Here is a 15,797-nt window from a genome sequence, read left to right on the forward strand (position 1 = left end):
AATACCTTGACGATTTTCAAATTTACTATTGTATAGCCACTTGATGGCTCTCAATTTGTCCATCTATATCAATTTTTAATACATATATCCCTTTCTTAAGACCATTTACCTCAATCGCAGCTGTATTGTTTAAAATCTTAACTTTTCTTTTTTCAACGCCCATTAAATCATATAAAGTAGCAATTATGATATTTTCAGAAATTGGAGTATTATTTTTATCAAAAATGGTAATGTTTATAATATCTGTTGCCGGATTCGGATAAATCAAATAAAAATCACTGTTGGCATTTAGCAAATTAACTTTACTTTGCACTGATAAAGAATTACAGTTTTGTATATAAATTTCATCCTCAGGTTCAACTAAAAATGAACCACAATTGTTGACAGCTCTAATTGTAGGATTAAAAACACCTGAATACGTTTTTGAAAATTTAAATGTAATTGAATTTTGACTATTATATGTAACACCAGAACTAGGAGAAATTGAAACAAACTGCAAGCTTGAATTTGAATCTAACAAATTTGCAATAAAAGTTACATAATGATATTTTGTATCACAAAATTCTGATTCGTTATTATCCCTAACCAAAATAAATATAGGCTCCCCAACCCAAATTCTTTTAGTCAGAGTAACTTCTCCACAAACAACGTTTCCATAAGATATGGCAATAGTAACATAACCTGAACTTGTACCTACATGTGTCAAAGACAGACTTGAAGTTATATCTCCTGAAAATGATACTAGACTAGCTCCTTCAGTAATTGTCCATTTATAGGTTGCAGCTCCAGTAGGAACAGTAAATACAGCTGATGTGCACAAAGTATTTGGACCTGTCATTTGTGCTGTAGTTCCTGAACATAAATAAGAGCAATTTGCATATTCTGGAGAAGCTGCAGAGTTACTATTTGCAATAAGTTCCGCAGTTAACCAATCGCCATTTCTACGGTTAAAACTTATATGTGTTGAATTGTTAGTAGTATTGTTTATATCAAAATTTGATACAAAATTTTGAAAAGGAGAATTTTTTGGTGCTATTGGAGGAATTGCTCCAACAAATGATTTACGATACTCGGTATCGTAAATTACAGTAGTTCCTTTGCCAATATCCAACGCACTTGCAGTAGGAATAAACCCAAAGCCATTTGAAACTATGTTGTCCAATGGTAACTGTTTATTGTTTGTTTTCTGAATTCCTCCTCCATAAATATCATAAGGCAATATTCCTAACGGTTGATTTACATCCATGTTTGTAACAGATATGGATATTGGGATAAACCAAAATACTTTCTTTTTGTATTTGATACTGCCGTGATAAATATTTTTAGATTGATTAAGAGTTGTCATATATTTGGATTGAAAATCTATCTCCCAGTATGACTTTCCGGGAAATAATGCAGCTACAACAATATCAGGACGAGTAATTAAAGTTCCATAAACAGCATCCATTATCCCTATATAATTGGACAAAAAAGCATCTCTCCCAGCATCTTTTATATAGCTCATAATGTTGCCATTATCAATTTGTGTAATGCCACATTCGCTACCATTTGCAATAGCTATGTTACGAATAGGCTTGCCAACATAACCCTGCGGATATCCTAAATTTGATAATTCTTGTTGCCACGAACTGTGAATTGTGTTATCGATTGATCCAGTATTACTCACCCAAGTATATTGCATTTGTCTTGCAGCGGGTACATCGGCTAGGGAAAATGCTCTTAATGGAGTAATGGGAACATCAACGTTAGTATTTCCACCAAAAGCATTTATAGTATTGGAAAAACCCTCGGCAAAATTAAAGATCATTGGCATAATAACCTCTCCAGCTATAAGTGGTATAGGTGTTTATATACAGATTACGCAGGTGTCTAGCCGAATACTGAACACTCAAAGGTGTATTTGCTCCTAGATGTGGTGCATCGTGTGAAATATACAATTTTGTGTCGTGGTTAAAATTCCTGTTGAGTTCTATGTCCCGCAAAGCATAGCGGGCAACTAAACCACCCATGCTTTGCCCTATAACTACATTGGGTGTGGTACTGCCCGCTTGTGCTTTTTTTGTATTTACATATTTGATAACTTCTTCTAAAACATAAGCATTTTTTTGAATAAAATCGACCCCAACATTCCAATCGACGTAGATAATGTCGTATGAATTTATTTCTAGTGGTAAAACGGAAGATTGAGAAAAATTTATATTTCTTAAAAATTGTTCAATATTATTATCTCCTCCTTCATTTTCTGGGTTTAGAATAACTCCAGTGTCAAAACCTTCGGCAACAATAAGTGGTTTCCTTATTGTTGTGCCACCATTAGCATAACGGATGTATAGTGTAGCACTGCCATAGCCATTATTGTATTGGGTTGTTGCGGTAATTTTTACTTTTTCGAAACCTGTTATTGAGGTTCTGGCACTAGGATTTATTCGGGCTGTAGAAGACCCTATAGAGGATGTTAAGTCATCCAACCCTGCCTCTATCGCTACTTTCGAATGGCTCAAAAGGGTTTGACCGCTGGTTAATGTAATTTTGTATTGCCAAGTATAGGTATTGGCAACACTGTAGCTCACATTGATTAATTGGTCATACGGCACTGCGCGGAAACCTAAACCGTCCGAAAAATCAACTTGAATGCTTTGAACAGCAGCGGGATAGTTGGACAAAAATAGATTGGCAGGTAGTTTTACTTTTAAATCCAATCCTTTAAAACTAGTTACTGCAGGGGTCATAGCAAATAGTTGTTTTTCGTCATACGGATTTTGCCAAACGCTGCTTACGAATTTATCCGAGAATTGATTGTTGCTATAATTCAGTTTAGATGGGTACGCGGTATCATTAAATTTATTGTATTTAAAATACAAACCGCTCAAAGTCATCACGCCACTTACCCGTTGGGTGTACCATCGGGTTGCATATTCTTGAGGTGTAATAAAACCTGTATTGACTTGTCTTACTCTACACATCAGTAGTGTTTTGTAAATATCGGTTATCGTTTGTGAGGTAGTATAGGTAGAATCAGTAAATGTGCCGTTAAAGGCTTGCAGATTGGTAAATTCCATTCCAAAATCCAACAAAATACCGTGCGGAATTCTGTTCTTGTCTAAATTTTGAAAAACTTGGAGTGTTTTAGTTTTAAACTCGGTATTGTTTACTTGCAGTGCAAATAGAAAGCTTGAAAATAGCAAGCATAGAATAAGCAATCTAATGTTTTTGTGGTTCATTATATAGTTTTTTTATAGTGTTAGTAATTCATATCAAATCTTCCTTCTCTTATTTCTGTTTTTTCGCCTTTGGAGTTTACTGCATCAAACCAGAAAGTACCTGATATTATTGAGTTTTGAAGGTCTAAATGAGTGATTCTTAATTCACCATTATTTATTGTATTTGTGTAAAAATTATTTGTTAGAATAGAGGATATATAGTATTGTCCCCCCCCCCCTATAAAATCACCATCTTTTATCACATTTTTATTTAGAGTATATGTTTGTCCAACTTGTAGAGTACTTTGCCTTGTTTCAGCTCCAACTGTTCTGACTCCACCATTTCTCAAATCTGAATAATATAAATTAAAGTAAAATTTACCATTTAAAAATTCGTAATTACATTCTAATGCTGGATTAATACCCTCTTTATGGGGCAAAAACACTTTACCATTCACAAGGCAACCTACGGTGTTTGCCCCAGTTTGGGTTTCGGGAGGAAGTTGGTCTTTACCTCCAAAAATTTGTCCGTCTTTGTCGCAAGAGGTTAATAATACAATTGCAGTAAGTAAAAAAAAAAAGGTTTTTCATTGGTTAATTTTTTTTATTAAAAATAAAATATTATGTTTATTTACCTGTTAATTAAAAGCTAACTTTGATGTAATTAATTGGTTTTTAGAGCGTAAGGATTCGTTCATTATATAGTTTTTTATAGTGTTAATAATTCCAATCAAATCTTCCTTCTCTTATTTCTACTTTTTCGCCTTTGGAGTTTACTGTATCAAACCAGAAAGTCCCTGAAACTATTGATTTTGAAACATCTATTCTCGTAATTTTTAGTTCTCCAATATTTATCAAACTAGTACTAAAAATATCATTTACGGCAATTAAATACCACCCCCCCCTCCTCTTTCGGGATTGTATCCTTGATTTAATGGATAGGTCTGTCCTGCTTTTAATTCTATTTTTGCAGTAAATACACTTACAGTTTCTATACTTGATTTTCTATCATCCGAGAAAGACATTGAAAAATAGTATTCCCCTTTGTCAAATTGATAATAACAATTAACTGGAGATGAAATACCCTCTTGATGTGGTAAAAAAACTTTGCCATTTACGAGGCATCCTACGGTATTTGCGCCTGTTTGGGTTTCGGTCGGGAGTTGGTCTTTGCCTGCAAAAATTTGTCCGTCTTTGTCGCAAGAGGTTAATAGCGCAATTGCAGTGAGCAAAAAAAATAGGTTTTTCATAGTTATAGTTATTTTGCATTCATAAATTTGAAATTTAGTGTAAAATATCTTGTAACTCCTTAAAAATTAGAATTAAAAAAACATAAGAGTAGCGTTAACATTTTACGTAGCTGCATTAGATAATTCTTTCAAAAATATAAAATTTAAAGCTTATTCAGGTTAAATAAAAGTCAATATATATTGGAAAATTATTGTTTTAGAATGTTAACTAAGAATTTTTTGTAAACATCTATTTAGTTTTTGACTGTAAAGTTGAAGGAAATATTCTATTTCTAAAAAATGGTGTAAAAGCTTGGGAAGGTACCAAAGAAGAAATTTTCCTTACCGAAAATGAAGCTATTGTTGAATTTGTTTATTCTTCTGAATTGTTCAAGAAAGTTAGAGAAGCGTACTTGAAAGGATAGCATTTAAAATAAAATGGTTTTGAGAAAACTTGTATTGAAGTCTTATTATGGCATTTGTAAATACAAAAACAAGAATGTAAAAACGAAAGAGTGTAATTTTTAGTTTATCAACCTATTTTTTTAATAATTCCAATCAAATCTTCCTTCTCTTATTTCTACTTTTTCGCCTTTGGAGTTTATCGCATCAAACCAAAAAGTCCCTGAAACTATCGATTTTGAGACATCAATTCGTGTAATTTTTAGTTCTCCAACATTTATCAAGTTGGTACTAAATTTATTGTTTAGGTCAGTATAATATTCTACCCCACCCCCAGTATCTGGACCATATCCTTGATTTAAGGAGTAAGTTTGCCCTACTGTCAATACTGTTTTTGCCGTATAAATATTTACTGATTCAATACTAGCTCCCCTATAATCAGCAAAGGCCATAGTAAAATAGTATTCACCTTTAACAAATTGATAAAAGCAATTAACGGGAGAGTCAATACCCTCTTGATGAGGCAAAAATACTTTGCCATTCACAAGGCAACCCACGGTATTGGCGCCTGTTTGGGTTTCGGGAGGTAGTTGGTCTTTGCTCGCAAAAATTTGTCCGTCTTTGTCGCAAGAGGTTAATAGTGTAATTGCAGTGAGTAAAAAAAATAGTTTTTTCATTGGCTAATAGTTTTTTAAATAGTGTTAATGCTAATGTTGGCTTCTCTTACTCTATACATCAAGAGTGTTTTGTAAATATCGTTTACGGTTTGTGAGGTCGTATAGGTAGAATCAGTAAGTGTGCCGTTAAAGGCTTGCAGATTGGTAAATTCCATCCCAAAATCCAGCAAAATACCGTGTGGGATTCTATTTTTGTCTAAATTCTGAAAAACTTGGAGTGTTTTTGTTTTAAACTCGGTATTGTTTACTTGCTGTGCAAATAGAAAGTTTAAAAATAGCAAGCATAGAATAAGTAATCTAATGTTTTTGTGGTTCATTATATAGTTTTTTTATAGTGTTAGTAATTCATATCAAATCTTCCTTCTCTTATTTCTGTTTTTTCGCCTTTGGAGTTTACTGCATCAAACCAGAAAACACCTGATATGATTGATTTAGAAACATCGATTCGTGTTATTTTGAGCTCTCATGTTTTCAATTCGTTAGTGAAATATCGATTATTAGCTCCTATATCATAATTGCTCCCCCCCTGAAAAATCTCCATAATCAATTGAATTTTTATTTAAAATATAAGTTTGCCCAACTTTTAAATTTATTTTTCTTGTCTGGACACTAAATCCGACGGGTGTTGTTCCTCTAAAATCTGCACAAGTAATATTAAAATAATATTCTCCATTTATCAATTGATAGAAGCAATTTACCCCAGAATTTAATCCCTAATCATGAGGCAAAAAAACTTTACTATTTACAAGGCAACCTACGGTGTATGCCCCAGTTTGGGTTTCGGGAGGGAGTTGGTCATTGCCTGCAAAAATTTGTCCGTCTTTGTCGCATGAGGTTAATAGCGCAATTGCAATGAGTAAAAAAAACAGGTTTTTCATAGTTATGGTTATTTTGTAATCATAAATTTGACATTTAGTGTAAAACATCTTGTAACTCCTTAAAAATTAGAATTAAAAAAATATAAGAGGAACTTTAATATTTTACGCAACTGTATTAGATAATTCTTTTAAAAATATAAAATTTAAAGCTTATTCAGGTTAAATAAAAGTTAATATGAATTAAAAAATTATTATTTTAGAATGTTAACTAAGAATTTTTTGTGAAAACCTATTTAGTTTTTGACTGTAAAGTTGAAGAAAATATTCTATTTCTGAAAAACGGCGTAAAAGCTTAGGAAGGAACCAAAGAAGAAATATTCCTTACTGAAAATGAAGCTATAGTAGATTTTGTTTATTCATCAAAATTATTTAAAAAAGTACGAGAAGCGTATTTGAAAGAATAAAAGAAATTTATACAGAACAGAAAAGGGTAGAAATAATTTGTATAAATTATTTCTACCCTTTTCTACTTACTTTCTATAAACTATTTCAATTGAGAAACAATTCCTTTAATTTCTTGTTCCTTACTTTTGGGATAAATTAACAAGACAGAATCTTTATCTACTATTATATAATCATCAAGCCCATCCACAATTACTTGTTTACCTATTGCTGTTCTAATAATATTATTTGAAGCGTTTTGCAATAAAACAACTGCGTTTACCACTGCATTATTGTTGTCGTCTTTTGGTAATTTTTCATGCAGTGAACCCCACGTACCAAGGTCGTTCCAATCAAAAGTTGCTGGAAGAACATACACATTTTTCGCGTTTTCCATAATAGCATAATCTATTGAAATGTTTTCTGCACTTGAATAATTTTCAAGAATAAAAGCACTTTCTTTTTCTGTATTATAAGAATCATACCCTTTCATAAAAAGTGCGTACATCTCTGGCTGAAACTCCTCAAATGAATCCAAAATAGATTGAACACTCCACATAAAAATACCAGCATTCCATAAATAATTTCTGCTTTGAATAAATTTTCTGGCAGTTTTAAAATCTGGCTTTTCTCGAAACTGTATTACTTTCTTTATCGAACGGCTATCCAATTTATCAAATTCAATATAACCATAACCTGTATTTGGTGCAGTTGGCAAAATCCCCAAAGTCATCAATGATTCTTCTCTTTCGCATAAATCAAAAGAACGCTGCAAATTGGCGACGAATTGCATTTCATCTTCAATCCAATGATCGCTAGGCGCGACAACCATTACCGCATTGGGATTTATTTTTTTTATTTTCAAGGAGGCATACAAAATACAAGGAGCAGTATTTCGCATGGCTGGTTCCAAAACAATTTGCTCTTGTTTGACCATTGGCAATTGTTCCAAAATCAAATCATTGTAGCTTTCATGGGTTAAAATCAAAATATTTTCTTTAGGAATAATTTGAGAAAGCCTACTAAATGTTTTCTGAATTAAAGTTTCTCCAGATCCCAACATATCATGAAACTGTTTTGGAAATTCTCTGGTACTTACTGGCCAAAATCGAGATCCGATTCCTCCCGCCATCAATATTGCGTAATAATTTTTGTTCATTTTCTATGGTTTTTGGTTTGCGAATAAAGTCAACATAAATTTAATTTTCAACTACCCTGGTAACAACTCTACCTCAGCATTTGGGTTAAATAAATACAAACGCCCGGAACTTACTTCAAGACATTCGAAACGTTTGGTCCTAACTGCAATTTTTTTAAATATCTTTCCGTTTGAAATTCTAAAAATACTACCATAAGGAATCTCAAAGATATAGTTTTTATCATTCTGTTGGTCATACTGTTTTAAAGCCAAAGCCAAAGTAGCGTCTGTGTCACTACTAGCCGTAGGATTTCTAAAATGTCTTGCCAACAAAGGCAATAAATTATTAGGAAAAATTTCGGGACGAATAAAAGGAACCATCATTCGTTGAAAAGAGAGTTTCCATTCTCCTCCATGTGGTTTTATATTTCGTCCATATTTCTCAAAAGCTACCAAATGCGAGATTTCATGAATCAATGTAATCAAAAAACGGTATTTGTTTAGACTTGCATTAACGGTAATTTCATGTTTACCATTCATTCCTTTTCGATAATCCCCGTGACGGGTTTGTCTCTCGTTGACAATTTTGAGATGCACTTGATGCGTAACAATCAGTTCAAAAACTGGCTTTACGGAATGTTCCGGCAAATATTTTAAAAGAGTCTCTGACAAATTGAGTTATGGGTTATGGGTTGTCCGTTATGAGTTTTGGAACTTGGGATTTGTTTAATTAAGGATTTGTAGAAGAAACCGGTAATACTTTACCGTTAAAATATTTATTACCCGTAAGTGTAAAATCATAAATATAATTGGCCATTTCGCTAGCCGAAAGTGGCGCTTGGTATCCTGGAAATGCTTCTTGCAGCATTTCGGTTTGAACCGAACCCAATGCCAAAACATTGAACGAAATTCCTTGATCTTTGTACTCCTCAGCCAATAATTCCGACAAGGTAATTACAGCACCTTTACTCGAACTATAAGCTGCCAAACCAGCAAATTTGAGACTTCCTTGTACACCACCCATTGAACTTATAGTAACGACGTGACTTCCTTTTTGCAAGAACGGCAAACAAATACGGGTCAAATTTGCAACACCAAAAACGTTTACTTTATATATATTTTCAAAATCACATTGAGTTGTTTCTGAAAATGGGCGCAACAATAAACTCCCAGCATTATGAACTACAGCATCAATGGTTTTCCATGTAGTAGACAAAAAATTGGTTACTTGCTCCAACTCTGCCTCACTCGATAAATCTACTGAAAGACAACTTACATTTTTATGCAAAAGCAGAGCTTCATTTGTTTTTCTTGAAATTGCTAGTACCTGATGTCCTGCATTGGCAAATTGTAAAGCCAACTCCAAACCAATTCCTCTGCTGGTTCCTGTAATAATAATATTTTTCATATGTAGATAATATTGTTTTTGTTGGAATATGGTATCCCTAGATCTTCATTGGTGTTTATCTCATCTGTTACTACTTTAATTTAGATTTCGATGATTTTCAATTGCGACAAAATTTGTCATGGCGATTTCATAGAACAAAAATAGTCAAAACAGTTAAAAAACTGTAATTTTAAAATTTAAAAAATATATTTTTATCCTTTGATAAAAATCTAACTTTTGCTTACTTAAAGCACAATCTTTTCCCCCAAGCTCACCTCCTTTATGATAACATTCAACAAAAACTATTTTGGATTTGCAATTCTGACCTTTATTATTGAAGTTTTGATAGCGCTTTACATTTTAGGAGTCGAAAAATATTGGCTAAAAAAAGAAATCAAAAATTATTAAATAGAAACAACAAATATGAGTAATGAATTAATTGTAAAAAAAAGTTGGTGGACCAATAACTGGAAATGGTTTTTACCCTTTTCGATCTTGCTTTTTTTATTTTTGTTTGGATTCCTTATGAGTTCAAATATAGCTGGGGTTATGACTGATATTACTCAAGGATATTCCGATCATTCCCTTTATGAAAAAGCTATTGAGTCAGCAAATTCAAACAAAAGAGTGCAAGAATTAATTGGAGATATTGAACCAATTGATCAATTCGCGATTCTTGAAGGAAACATAATTTATTCCAATAACAACAATACAGTTGCTTTGTCAACACGAATTAAAGGTTCAAAAGGAACAGGAAAAATGGACATTTTAGCCGATAGAAATGGCACCGAATGGAAGTACAACAAAATCATTGTCCGAATCAAAGAGCCAAAAGAAGAAATTCAAATCCTAAAAAAAGATATTGACCTGAAATAATACTGAAATTTTTAAAAAACGACACTAGAGTTTTTCTTATTTTTGCAAAAAAACTAGAACTATCAACATGATTGAAAACATACAATTTGAAGTAGCAAAAAACTCAGATATAGAAGGAGTAATAGCTTTACAAAGCATTTATTTAGTATCGAATATGACTGAAGAAGAAAAGGCTTCAGGATTTGTAACTACTCCGTTTTCGATAGAACAATTGCAAGAAGTCATTCTACAAGAAGGCTTGTTTATTGCAAAAGACAACAACAAAATCATAGCTTATATTTTTGCTGCAAGTTGGCAATATTTCAGTCAGTGGGCTATTTTTAACCACATGACTCCAATGCTTCCGGGTTTAACTTTCAAACATTTTGAGATGACTGACCGCAATACTTTTCAGTATGGCCCAATTTGCATTGACAAAAAATACCGAGGAAAAGGTTTGATCAATCCTTTCTTTGATTTTATGAGAACACATCTTTTGAAACGTTTTCCAGTAAGTATAACTTTCATTAACAAAACCAATATGCCTTCTCAAAAAGCACATATTGAAAAACTGAAATGGGTTGTTATTGGCGATTTTGAATTCAACAATAACAACTATTTTATTTTGGGTTATGACATGAGCCAACCAGCTATTGGATAGTTTTCTTTAAATATTTTTTGTAGACTTTGCGAGCCTGAAAACAAGCCAACCCAATAAAAAAGAGCGGAATTACAATTGGTATAATAATTTTGGAATAATCCAATATTTTTTGGGATAACGAATCCAACAAAACTATTACGGAAAGCATACCCGAAAAGGTTCCTAACAATGTCCCTAAGATATAATGAAATTTAAGTTTCTTGGATAAAGTTATGTATTTGGCATTCATCAAATATAAATTCCAGCCCATCCAAAAAGGAATTTGCAGAAAATTTAATCCGCACAAAACCATTCCGATTAAAAAAGGAGAATATTGAATATAAGCTTCTAAAAAATTATGTTCTTGAGTCGTTTGATTCGAATAGGTATAAAAAGCAAAAGCAATCAACAATAGAAAAAAGACAGCGAAGAAATCGATACTTTTCATCAACTTTCTGTTTTGAGCCAATTGAGTAGAGAAAATTACAGTAAAATAAATGACAACTGCTTCGATTACAATCACTCCAAACAAATAAGAAACCAAAGCGTTTATTCCTAATTTTGACAATATTTCGACCCCAATAATATTCAAATATCCAAGAGGAAGCGAACCTACAAAGCTTACTATGAATCCAATAATTATGTTCTTTAAGGCTTTCATCTTTTAGAAATTGATGATTTTTTTGTTCTGTTTTTGATGCAAGTTGAATTCTTTCATCCCAACTTTGTGAGGCAAATACGGGTGTCCTTTTTTATTGTTAGCTACGCTTATTTCGTACATATAAGTGATGTGGCGTGCGAGTTCTTTCCAGGCAAAAAGCAAAGAATTTTTGGGGTCATAAATATGTGTTGGCTCACTTGCGGCTCCATTTAACTCGACCACCGAAAAATTTTTCCCTTGTTCTAATTCTTCCAGTGTGTTGTACATTATATCCAACCTTCCAAAATAAAAACCGGGTATTTGCAAACACATTTCGTTCAAAGTGTCAGTAAGTTTTGCTGTTATCCAATGACTTCCATCGATAAACTTGGCACCTCGAGCGTGATTTCCATAGGGTACCAGATTTATTTTTTCGCCGAAAGGCAAAACATCTTTAAGTTTTGATCCATATTCTTGTTTCAATACTTTCAACTGCAGCTCGTATCTTGGATTTTCCTTAATTAATTCCTCAAGCGTTGATTGTCCATTTCCAGTAATGATTAAAAATTCTTTGGAAACAATTCCCGTAATTCTACCTTCTTTTTGATTTGGATAGCGTACATAAAACACTCCTACTTCATTTTGAAACGGAATTAAATCTTGTACAATAAAATCAAAATTGGCTTTTTCGGAATACAGTTTTAAATCTGTTTCTGTCTCAATTTTTCTTACGCCTGAACCCCGTAATCCAATATCGGGTTTGGCTATAAAAGGATATTGAATTCCTGCATTTTCTAATACTTTATTTATTGCTTCAATAGAAGTTTTAGCTTTCACCAATTCGGTTTTCGGATAATAATTTTGTGGAATCAAATTGTAAATCTGTTTTTTACTTTCCATCATAAAACCACCATTTTTGATGGTTGGATTGGAAGCACTAAAAAAGAAAATAGATTTAGCCTTGATCGAATAATAGGCCCATAGAAAATAAATCGGAATATAAACAATTTGAAAAGGCCAGTATTCCCAATGGGTTAGTTTATGAATGAATAGTTTCAATTTTGTAATTGTTTTATGAGCTTTGTCAAAGTTTAAAACTTTGACAAAGCTATTAAATAGAAATAAATGTTTTGGAATATTCCTCGTTTGCAATCAAGTCAAGATGTCTTAGAACCACTTTGTTTTTCTCGATTATAGCTTGTGTAATACTCAAGGTTTTCAGTTCATTGTTTCGATTAATCACCAAGCCATGTTCGTTGTTATCCGTTTCTGTATAGCGATGAAAATGCAGCATTTTTTCTTCTGTAATTTCAGGATTGGCATCTAGAAAAGAATAAAACCAATTGGAACGTTGCTCCCGGACTTCTTTCGAATATAAAGTTGACGAAGACCAAACATAATTTTTATCAATCTCCAAAGCTGTGATTGATTTTTCGACTCCATTCCAACGCAATTGAAAAAGCTGTTTTTGTTGATACAAAACTAAGGTAAATGGCTCGATGTTTTCTAAATCAATTTCATTCCAGAATAGCTTTGGCGAAGTGCTACTAATCATTTCAAGCACAATCAAACCTCGACTTTTACTATAGGGTAAATGGACTTGATGCTTTTTGTCAGCTCCGTTTAGTAGAACCAAAACGGTTCCGTTTTCATCAACCACATACCAGGTACCTCCAGCTTTTGGGTCTTTTGGATAGATTATGTTTTTTCCATTTAGTTTGTAATTTCTTGGAGGAATAGCACTCGGTCGGATTATTTTTTCATCGCGATTGGAGGTTATTATAATGGTGTCATTGGAGCAAACAAAACTTACTGTACACATTGTTTTCTATATTCGATTGTAGAACGCGCCACTCCAAAATTGGAATCTACGGTTATTTTTTCAGATTTTAAAATTGCAACTTTAATCAATGCCTGATGATGAATACAATGTTCCATATTATACAATAATTCTCTATAATAATTGGTTTGAATTTGAATAGCATCGCCGTCAATTAATTGTTGAATCTCAAGATCTTTATTTTCTTTTTGAATACTACTCTTTATATCCAAAATCATTTGAATTGCATATTTGGTATCGGTTTGAATCAAGAAGTTACGGTCTCTTTTATCATAATTTATAATTCCATAATCATAATTTCTGTTCAAACACTGAAACATTTCAACGATATGTCGAGTATGTTCCCCAATACTAGAGCCACTCAATTCAAAACAAGGTTCCGAATATTCCTCATCAGACAATTGCCTGAGTAGTTCAGTCAATTCGTCCAGACTATTATTTATGGATGGAATTAGCATATTATAGTTTCAATTTTAAGAGGTTGACAATTTTACTTTTATTCCAATAAATTAATGCAATACAACAAAGAAAGGTAATTATTGCCAAAGTAAACAGTTCACCACCATCATTTTTCACTTCGATTCCCAACACAAAAAGATGAGAAAATATAGCCCCTAGCATTACACCTGCTCCTATTAAAGCCCCGAACAATGTTGTTCTAGGAATCAGAATTAAAATAGCAGCAATCAATTCCCCTATTCCCGATCCAATTCTGCCATACGGTTCGATTCCTAAAGTCGAGAAAATATAGACACTTTCCTCTGCCCCAGTAAATTTAAAATACAAGGTTTGCAATAAAATTATGGCTGCAGTTAAACGCAAAACCCACATAAAGATTGATGTTTTCATAATCGTTTTTATTTAGTTATTTTTTTCCAATTGATCTCTGCTTTTGTTTTCAGACTTGCTTCGTCTTTATTCCAACTTTTTAGCGTATTGTTGAAAAAAGCATTATAAAACAAATACAGCTTCCCATCAATAATTTTAAATGTTTCGGGATTAATTTCGACTTTTTCTCCTGCGCTTCCCATTGCATAAGCGCACCAACCTCCATATTGTGGTTCAAAACCCGCTGGATTTTTAGCAAAACTATCTTTATTGGCTGGTGAGGAAAAGTAATACGTAACCCCTTCGTAAGTAGTAGCCAAAGCTGCTTTGCCTTTTACTGCTTTGTTTTGTTTGAGGTACCCCACAGGATCATAGCCCTGAATTGCTACTTTTTTTTCTAAATTATATTCTGCTGCACGTTTAGTAGCGCTTTGGGCAAAAGTCGTAGCCGTTGTAAAGGCTAGTAACAGTAGTACAATTATCTTTTTCATTTTGTTTTTTGTTTAATTGTTGTTTTCTAACAGTACAAATGTATTGAGATGACTATTTACCTTTTGTCAGTTAGTTTACATTTGATGACAAATTCTTTATTTTTTTATTTTCCCCCAATTAACAGTTGCTTTAACAATACGTGCCTCCTTGTTTTTGGACCAATCTTCTCTAACTTTCAAATTATAATTTAAATAGAGTTTGTCTTCTACAACAGTAAACGCTTCGGGTTTAATGGAAGCTTCATACCCTTCGGACATTCCAAAAGCACAAAAGCCACCAAATTGTGGTTCGTAATGCGTTGGATTTTTTAAGAATAAATCTTTATTGTTTTCTGAGGCGAATTGGTAGGTTGCATCGTTAAATTTTGCAGTGATTTCTTTTTTACCTTCAATAGCTTTGGTACTTTCAAAATAAGCAACTGGATCATACCCTTGAATTGCTATTCCGTTTTTAAGATTGATGTGTTTTGCTGTTTGAGCAAATGTTGTTGCTGATAAAAATGCAACATATAAGATTATAATTGATTTTTTCATTTTATTTATTTTTTGTGTTTTTAGTTTTATACTGCAAATCTATGTTGATTTGAAAAGCAGTTTTGTCGTGTAGTTTACTTTAGGCATAAAAAATAAAAAAGTGCCTAAATAAAGGCACTTTTTTAAATTAAATTTGTTCTGCTATTGGCCAATCAATTTCTATATTTGTCAAATTGTGCATATAGTTACTGATGGTTTTATCTCCAATTACGATTACTACATCTATCAAATTAGCTTCTGAGTAACCGGCATTAAAGAAAGCATCTTTAGCATCTATCGAAGCTCTTCCTCTGTTTTTAACAACTGATGTTGTGAATTTTACCAATGCATCTAGTTTTGCATCGAAAGAAGCAGAACCTTTTCTGATTTCAAAAATTTGCTCTTCGGTTAGTCCGCTGAATTTTCCAAAAACTGAATGTGCCGATTGGCAATAGCGACATTCATTGATTTGACTCGTTACTAAATTGATGATCTCTCTTTGTTTACCACTTAAACTGTTTTTACGATTTTGCAAAGCCAAATAGTCGGCAAGAGCTGTTTCGCTTTTGGCATAGTACGCATAAAGATTGGGAACAAAACCAATCATTTTATGTAAGCTATCAAAAATTTGTTGATTGTTTGAAGATACTTCTTCACGAGTTGGAACTGTAAAAGTTCGGTTTGCTGTTGTGATCATG

Annotated in this window: 19 protein-coding genes and 4 pseudogenes; 4 read left to right on the forward strand and 19 right to left on the reverse strand. The window is 32.7% G+C overall.

Features of this window, described 5'->3' with window-relative positions; genetic code table 11:
* Nucleotides 1-25 precede the first annotated feature (25 nt).
* The 4 genes and pseudogenes from AC8GF4_RS14605 to AC8GF4_RS14620 form a co-directional block, all read right to left on the reverse strand.
* Complete coding sequence (locus tag AC8GF4_RS14605; RefSeq protein ID WP_506595654.1) at nucleotides 26-1,807, reverse strand: T9SS type A sorting domain-containing protein; 1,782 nt, start codon at nucleotides 1,805-1,807, stop codon at nucleotides 26-28.
* Nucleotides 1,797-3,221 carry an alpha/beta hydrolase gene (locus AC8GF4_RS14610; protein WP_506595655.1) on the reverse strand — a complete coding sequence of 475 codons (1,425 nt, stop codon included), beginning with the start codon at nucleotides 3,219-3,221 and terminating at the stop codon, nucleotides 1,797-1,799. The genes AC8GF4_RS14605 and AC8GF4_RS14610 overlap by 11 nt, the downstream gene beginning before the upstream one ends.
* Nucleotides 3,222-3,241: 20 nt before the next feature.
* Nucleotides 3,242-3,775, reverse strand: a pseudogene (locus tag AC8GF4_RS14615) (Riean_0653 family protein); the annotation flags it as partial.
* Nucleotides 3,776-3,917: 142 nt separating this feature from the next.
* Nucleotides 3,918-4,450: pseudogene (locus AC8GF4_RS14620) on the reverse strand (Riean_0653 family protein).
* Between the two features lie 263 nt (nucleotides 4,451-4,713).
* On the opposite strand from AC8GF4_RS14620, the pseudogene AC8GF4_RS14625 reads away from it, so the two are divergent.
* Nucleotides 4,714-4,854 (forward strand): annotated as a pseudogene (locus tag AC8GF4_RS14625) (ABC transporter ATP-binding protein); the annotation flags it as partial.
* A gap of 120 nt (nucleotides 4,855-4,974) precedes the next feature.
* On the opposite strand, the gene AC8GF4_RS14630 reads toward AC8GF4_RS14625, so the two are convergent.
* The 4 genes from AC8GF4_RS14630 to AC8GF4_RS14645 all read right to left on the reverse strand — a co-directional run bounded on the left by AC8GF4_RS14630 (nucleotide 4,975) and on the right by AC8GF4_RS14645 (nucleotide 6,386).
* On the reverse strand, nucleotides 4,975-5,508 hold the full coding sequence (locus AC8GF4_RS14630; protein ID WP_506595656.1) for a Riean_0653 family protein: 534 nt from the start codon (nucleotides 5,506-5,508) through the stop codon (nucleotides 4,975-4,977).
* Between the two features lie 14 nt (nucleotides 5,509-5,522).
* A complete protein-coding gene (locus AC8GF4_RS14635; RefSeq protein ID WP_506595657.1) occupies nucleotides 5,523-5,825 on the reverse strand; it encodes a hypothetical protein in 303 nt (100 codons plus the stop codon).
* A 20-nt stretch (nucleotides 5,826-5,845) separates the two neighbouring features.
* Complete coding sequence (locus AC8GF4_RS14640; RefSeq protein ID WP_506595735.1) at nucleotides 5,846-5,962, reverse strand: hypothetical protein; 117 nt, start codon at nucleotides 5,960-5,962, stop codon at nucleotides 5,846-5,848.
* A 259-nt stretch (nucleotides 5,963-6,221) separates the two neighbouring features.
* Entirely contained in the window at nucleotides 6,222-6,386 is a 165-nt protein-coding gene (locus AC8GF4_RS14645) for a Riean_0653 family protein (protein WP_506595658.1), read from the reverse strand.
* 263 nt (nucleotides 6,387-6,649) lie between these two features.
* Here AC8GF4_RS14645 and AC8GF4_RS14650 point away from each other — a divergent pair.
* A pseudogene (locus tag AC8GF4_RS14650) lies at nucleotides 6,650-6,790 on the forward strand (ABC transporter ATP-binding protein); the annotation flags it as partial.
* Nucleotides 6,791-6,870: 80 nt separating this feature from the next.
* Here AC8GF4_RS14650 and AC8GF4_RS14655 read toward each other — a convergent pair.
* From AC8GF4_RS14655 to AC8GF4_RS14665, 3 genes are read right to left on the reverse strand one after another with little or no spacing between them, the layout of a single operon-like run.
* The gene (locus tag AC8GF4_RS14655; protein ID WP_506595659.1) at nucleotides 6,871-7,926 is read right to left on the reverse strand and encodes a mannose-1-phosphate guanylyltransferase; all 1,056 of its coding nucleotides are present in this window, start codon (nucleotides 7,924-7,926) and stop codon (nucleotides 6,871-6,873) included.
* A 51-nt stretch (nucleotides 7,927-7,977) separates the two neighbouring features.
* On the reverse strand, nucleotides 7,978-8,577 hold the full coding sequence (locus tag AC8GF4_RS14660) for a SprT-like domain-containing protein (protein WP_506595660.1): 600 nt from the start codon (nucleotides 8,575-8,577) through the stop codon (nucleotides 7,978-7,980).
* Between the two features lie 58 nt (nucleotides 8,578-8,635).
* Nucleotides 8,636-9,313: an SDR family NAD(P)-dependent oxidoreductase gene (locus AC8GF4_RS14665; RefSeq protein WP_506595661.1), complete on the reverse strand. Its 678-nt coding sequence runs from the start codon at nucleotides 9,311-9,313 to the stop codon at nucleotides 8,636-8,638.
* Nucleotides 9,314-9,715: 402 nt separating this feature from the next.
* On the opposite strand from AC8GF4_RS14665, the gene AC8GF4_RS14670 reads away from it, so the two are divergent.
* Entirely contained in the window at nucleotides 9,716-10,168 is a 453-nt protein-coding gene (locus AC8GF4_RS14670; protein WP_506595662.1) for a cytochrome c oxidase assembly factor Coa1 family protein, read from the forward strand.
* Nucleotides 10,169-10,235: 67 nt separating this feature from the next.
* The gene (locus tag AC8GF4_RS14675) at nucleotides 10,236-10,808 is read left to right on the forward strand and encodes a GNAT family N-acetyltransferase (RefSeq protein ID WP_506595663.1); all 573 of its coding nucleotides are present in this window, start codon (nucleotides 10,236-10,238) and stop codon (nucleotides 10,806-10,808) included.
* Here the strand turns inward: AC8GF4_RS14675 and AC8GF4_RS14680 are convergent.
* From AC8GF4_RS14680 to AC8GF4_RS14715, 8 genes are all read right to left on the reverse strand, one after another.
* On the reverse strand, nucleotides 10,798-11,448 hold the full coding sequence (locus AC8GF4_RS14680) for a hypothetical protein (protein WP_506595664.1): 651 nt from the start codon (nucleotides 11,446-11,448) through the stop codon (nucleotides 10,798-10,800). The genes AC8GF4_RS14675 and AC8GF4_RS14680 overlap by 11 nt on opposite strands.
* A gap of 3 nt (nucleotides 11,449-11,451) precedes the next feature.
* Nucleotides 11,452-12,486 carry a D-alanine--D-alanine ligase gene (locus AC8GF4_RS14685; protein ID WP_506595665.1) on the reverse strand — a complete coding sequence of 345 codons (1,035 nt, stop codon included), beginning with the start codon at nucleotides 12,484-12,486 and terminating at the stop codon, nucleotides 11,452-11,454.
* 52 nt (nucleotides 12,487-12,538) lie between these two features.
* Nucleotides 12,539-13,249 carry an NRDE family protein gene (locus AC8GF4_RS14690; RefSeq protein ID WP_506595666.1) on the reverse strand — a complete coding sequence of 237 codons (711 nt, stop codon included), beginning with the start codon at nucleotides 13,247-13,249 and terminating at the stop codon, nucleotides 12,539-12,541.
* A complete protein-coding gene (locus AC8GF4_RS14695; protein ID WP_506595667.1) occupies nucleotides 13,237-13,725 on the reverse strand; it encodes a DinB family protein in 489 nt (162 codons plus the stop codon). The genes AC8GF4_RS14690 and AC8GF4_RS14695 overlap by 13 nt, the downstream gene beginning before the upstream one ends.
* A gap of 1 nt (nucleotide 13,726) precedes the next feature.
* Entirely contained in the window at nucleotides 13,727-14,116 is a 390-nt protein-coding gene (locus AC8GF4_RS14700) for a DoxX family protein (RefSeq protein WP_506595668.1), read from the reverse strand.
* Between the two features lie 8 nt (nucleotides 14,117-14,124).
* The gene (locus AC8GF4_RS14705; protein WP_506595669.1) at nucleotides 14,125-14,586 is read right to left on the reverse strand and encodes a YHS domain-containing (seleno)protein; all 462 of its coding nucleotides are present in this window, start codon (nucleotides 14,584-14,586) and stop codon (nucleotides 14,125-14,127) included.
* Nucleotides 14,587-14,682: 96 nt separating this feature from the next.
* A complete protein-coding gene (locus tag AC8GF4_RS14710; protein ID WP_506595670.1) occupies nucleotides 14,683-15,120 on the reverse strand; it encodes a YHS domain-containing (seleno)protein in 438 nt (145 codons plus the stop codon).
* Between the two features lie 127 nt (nucleotides 15,121-15,247).
* Nucleotides 15,248-15,796: a carboxymuconolactone decarboxylase family protein gene (locus AC8GF4_RS14715; protein ID WP_506595671.1), complete on the reverse strand. Its 549-nt coding sequence runs from the start codon at nucleotides 15,794-15,796 to the stop codon at nucleotides 15,248-15,250.
* Between the last annotated feature and the right edge of the window lies 1 nt (nucleotide 15,797).

Origin of the sequence: Flavobacterium rarum (SeqCode) (assembly GCF_965234445.1) — a bacterium.
GTDB classification, from domain to species: domain Bacteria; phylum Bacteroidota; class Bacteroidia; order Flavobacteriales; family Flavobacteriaceae; genus Flavobacterium; species Flavobacterium rarum.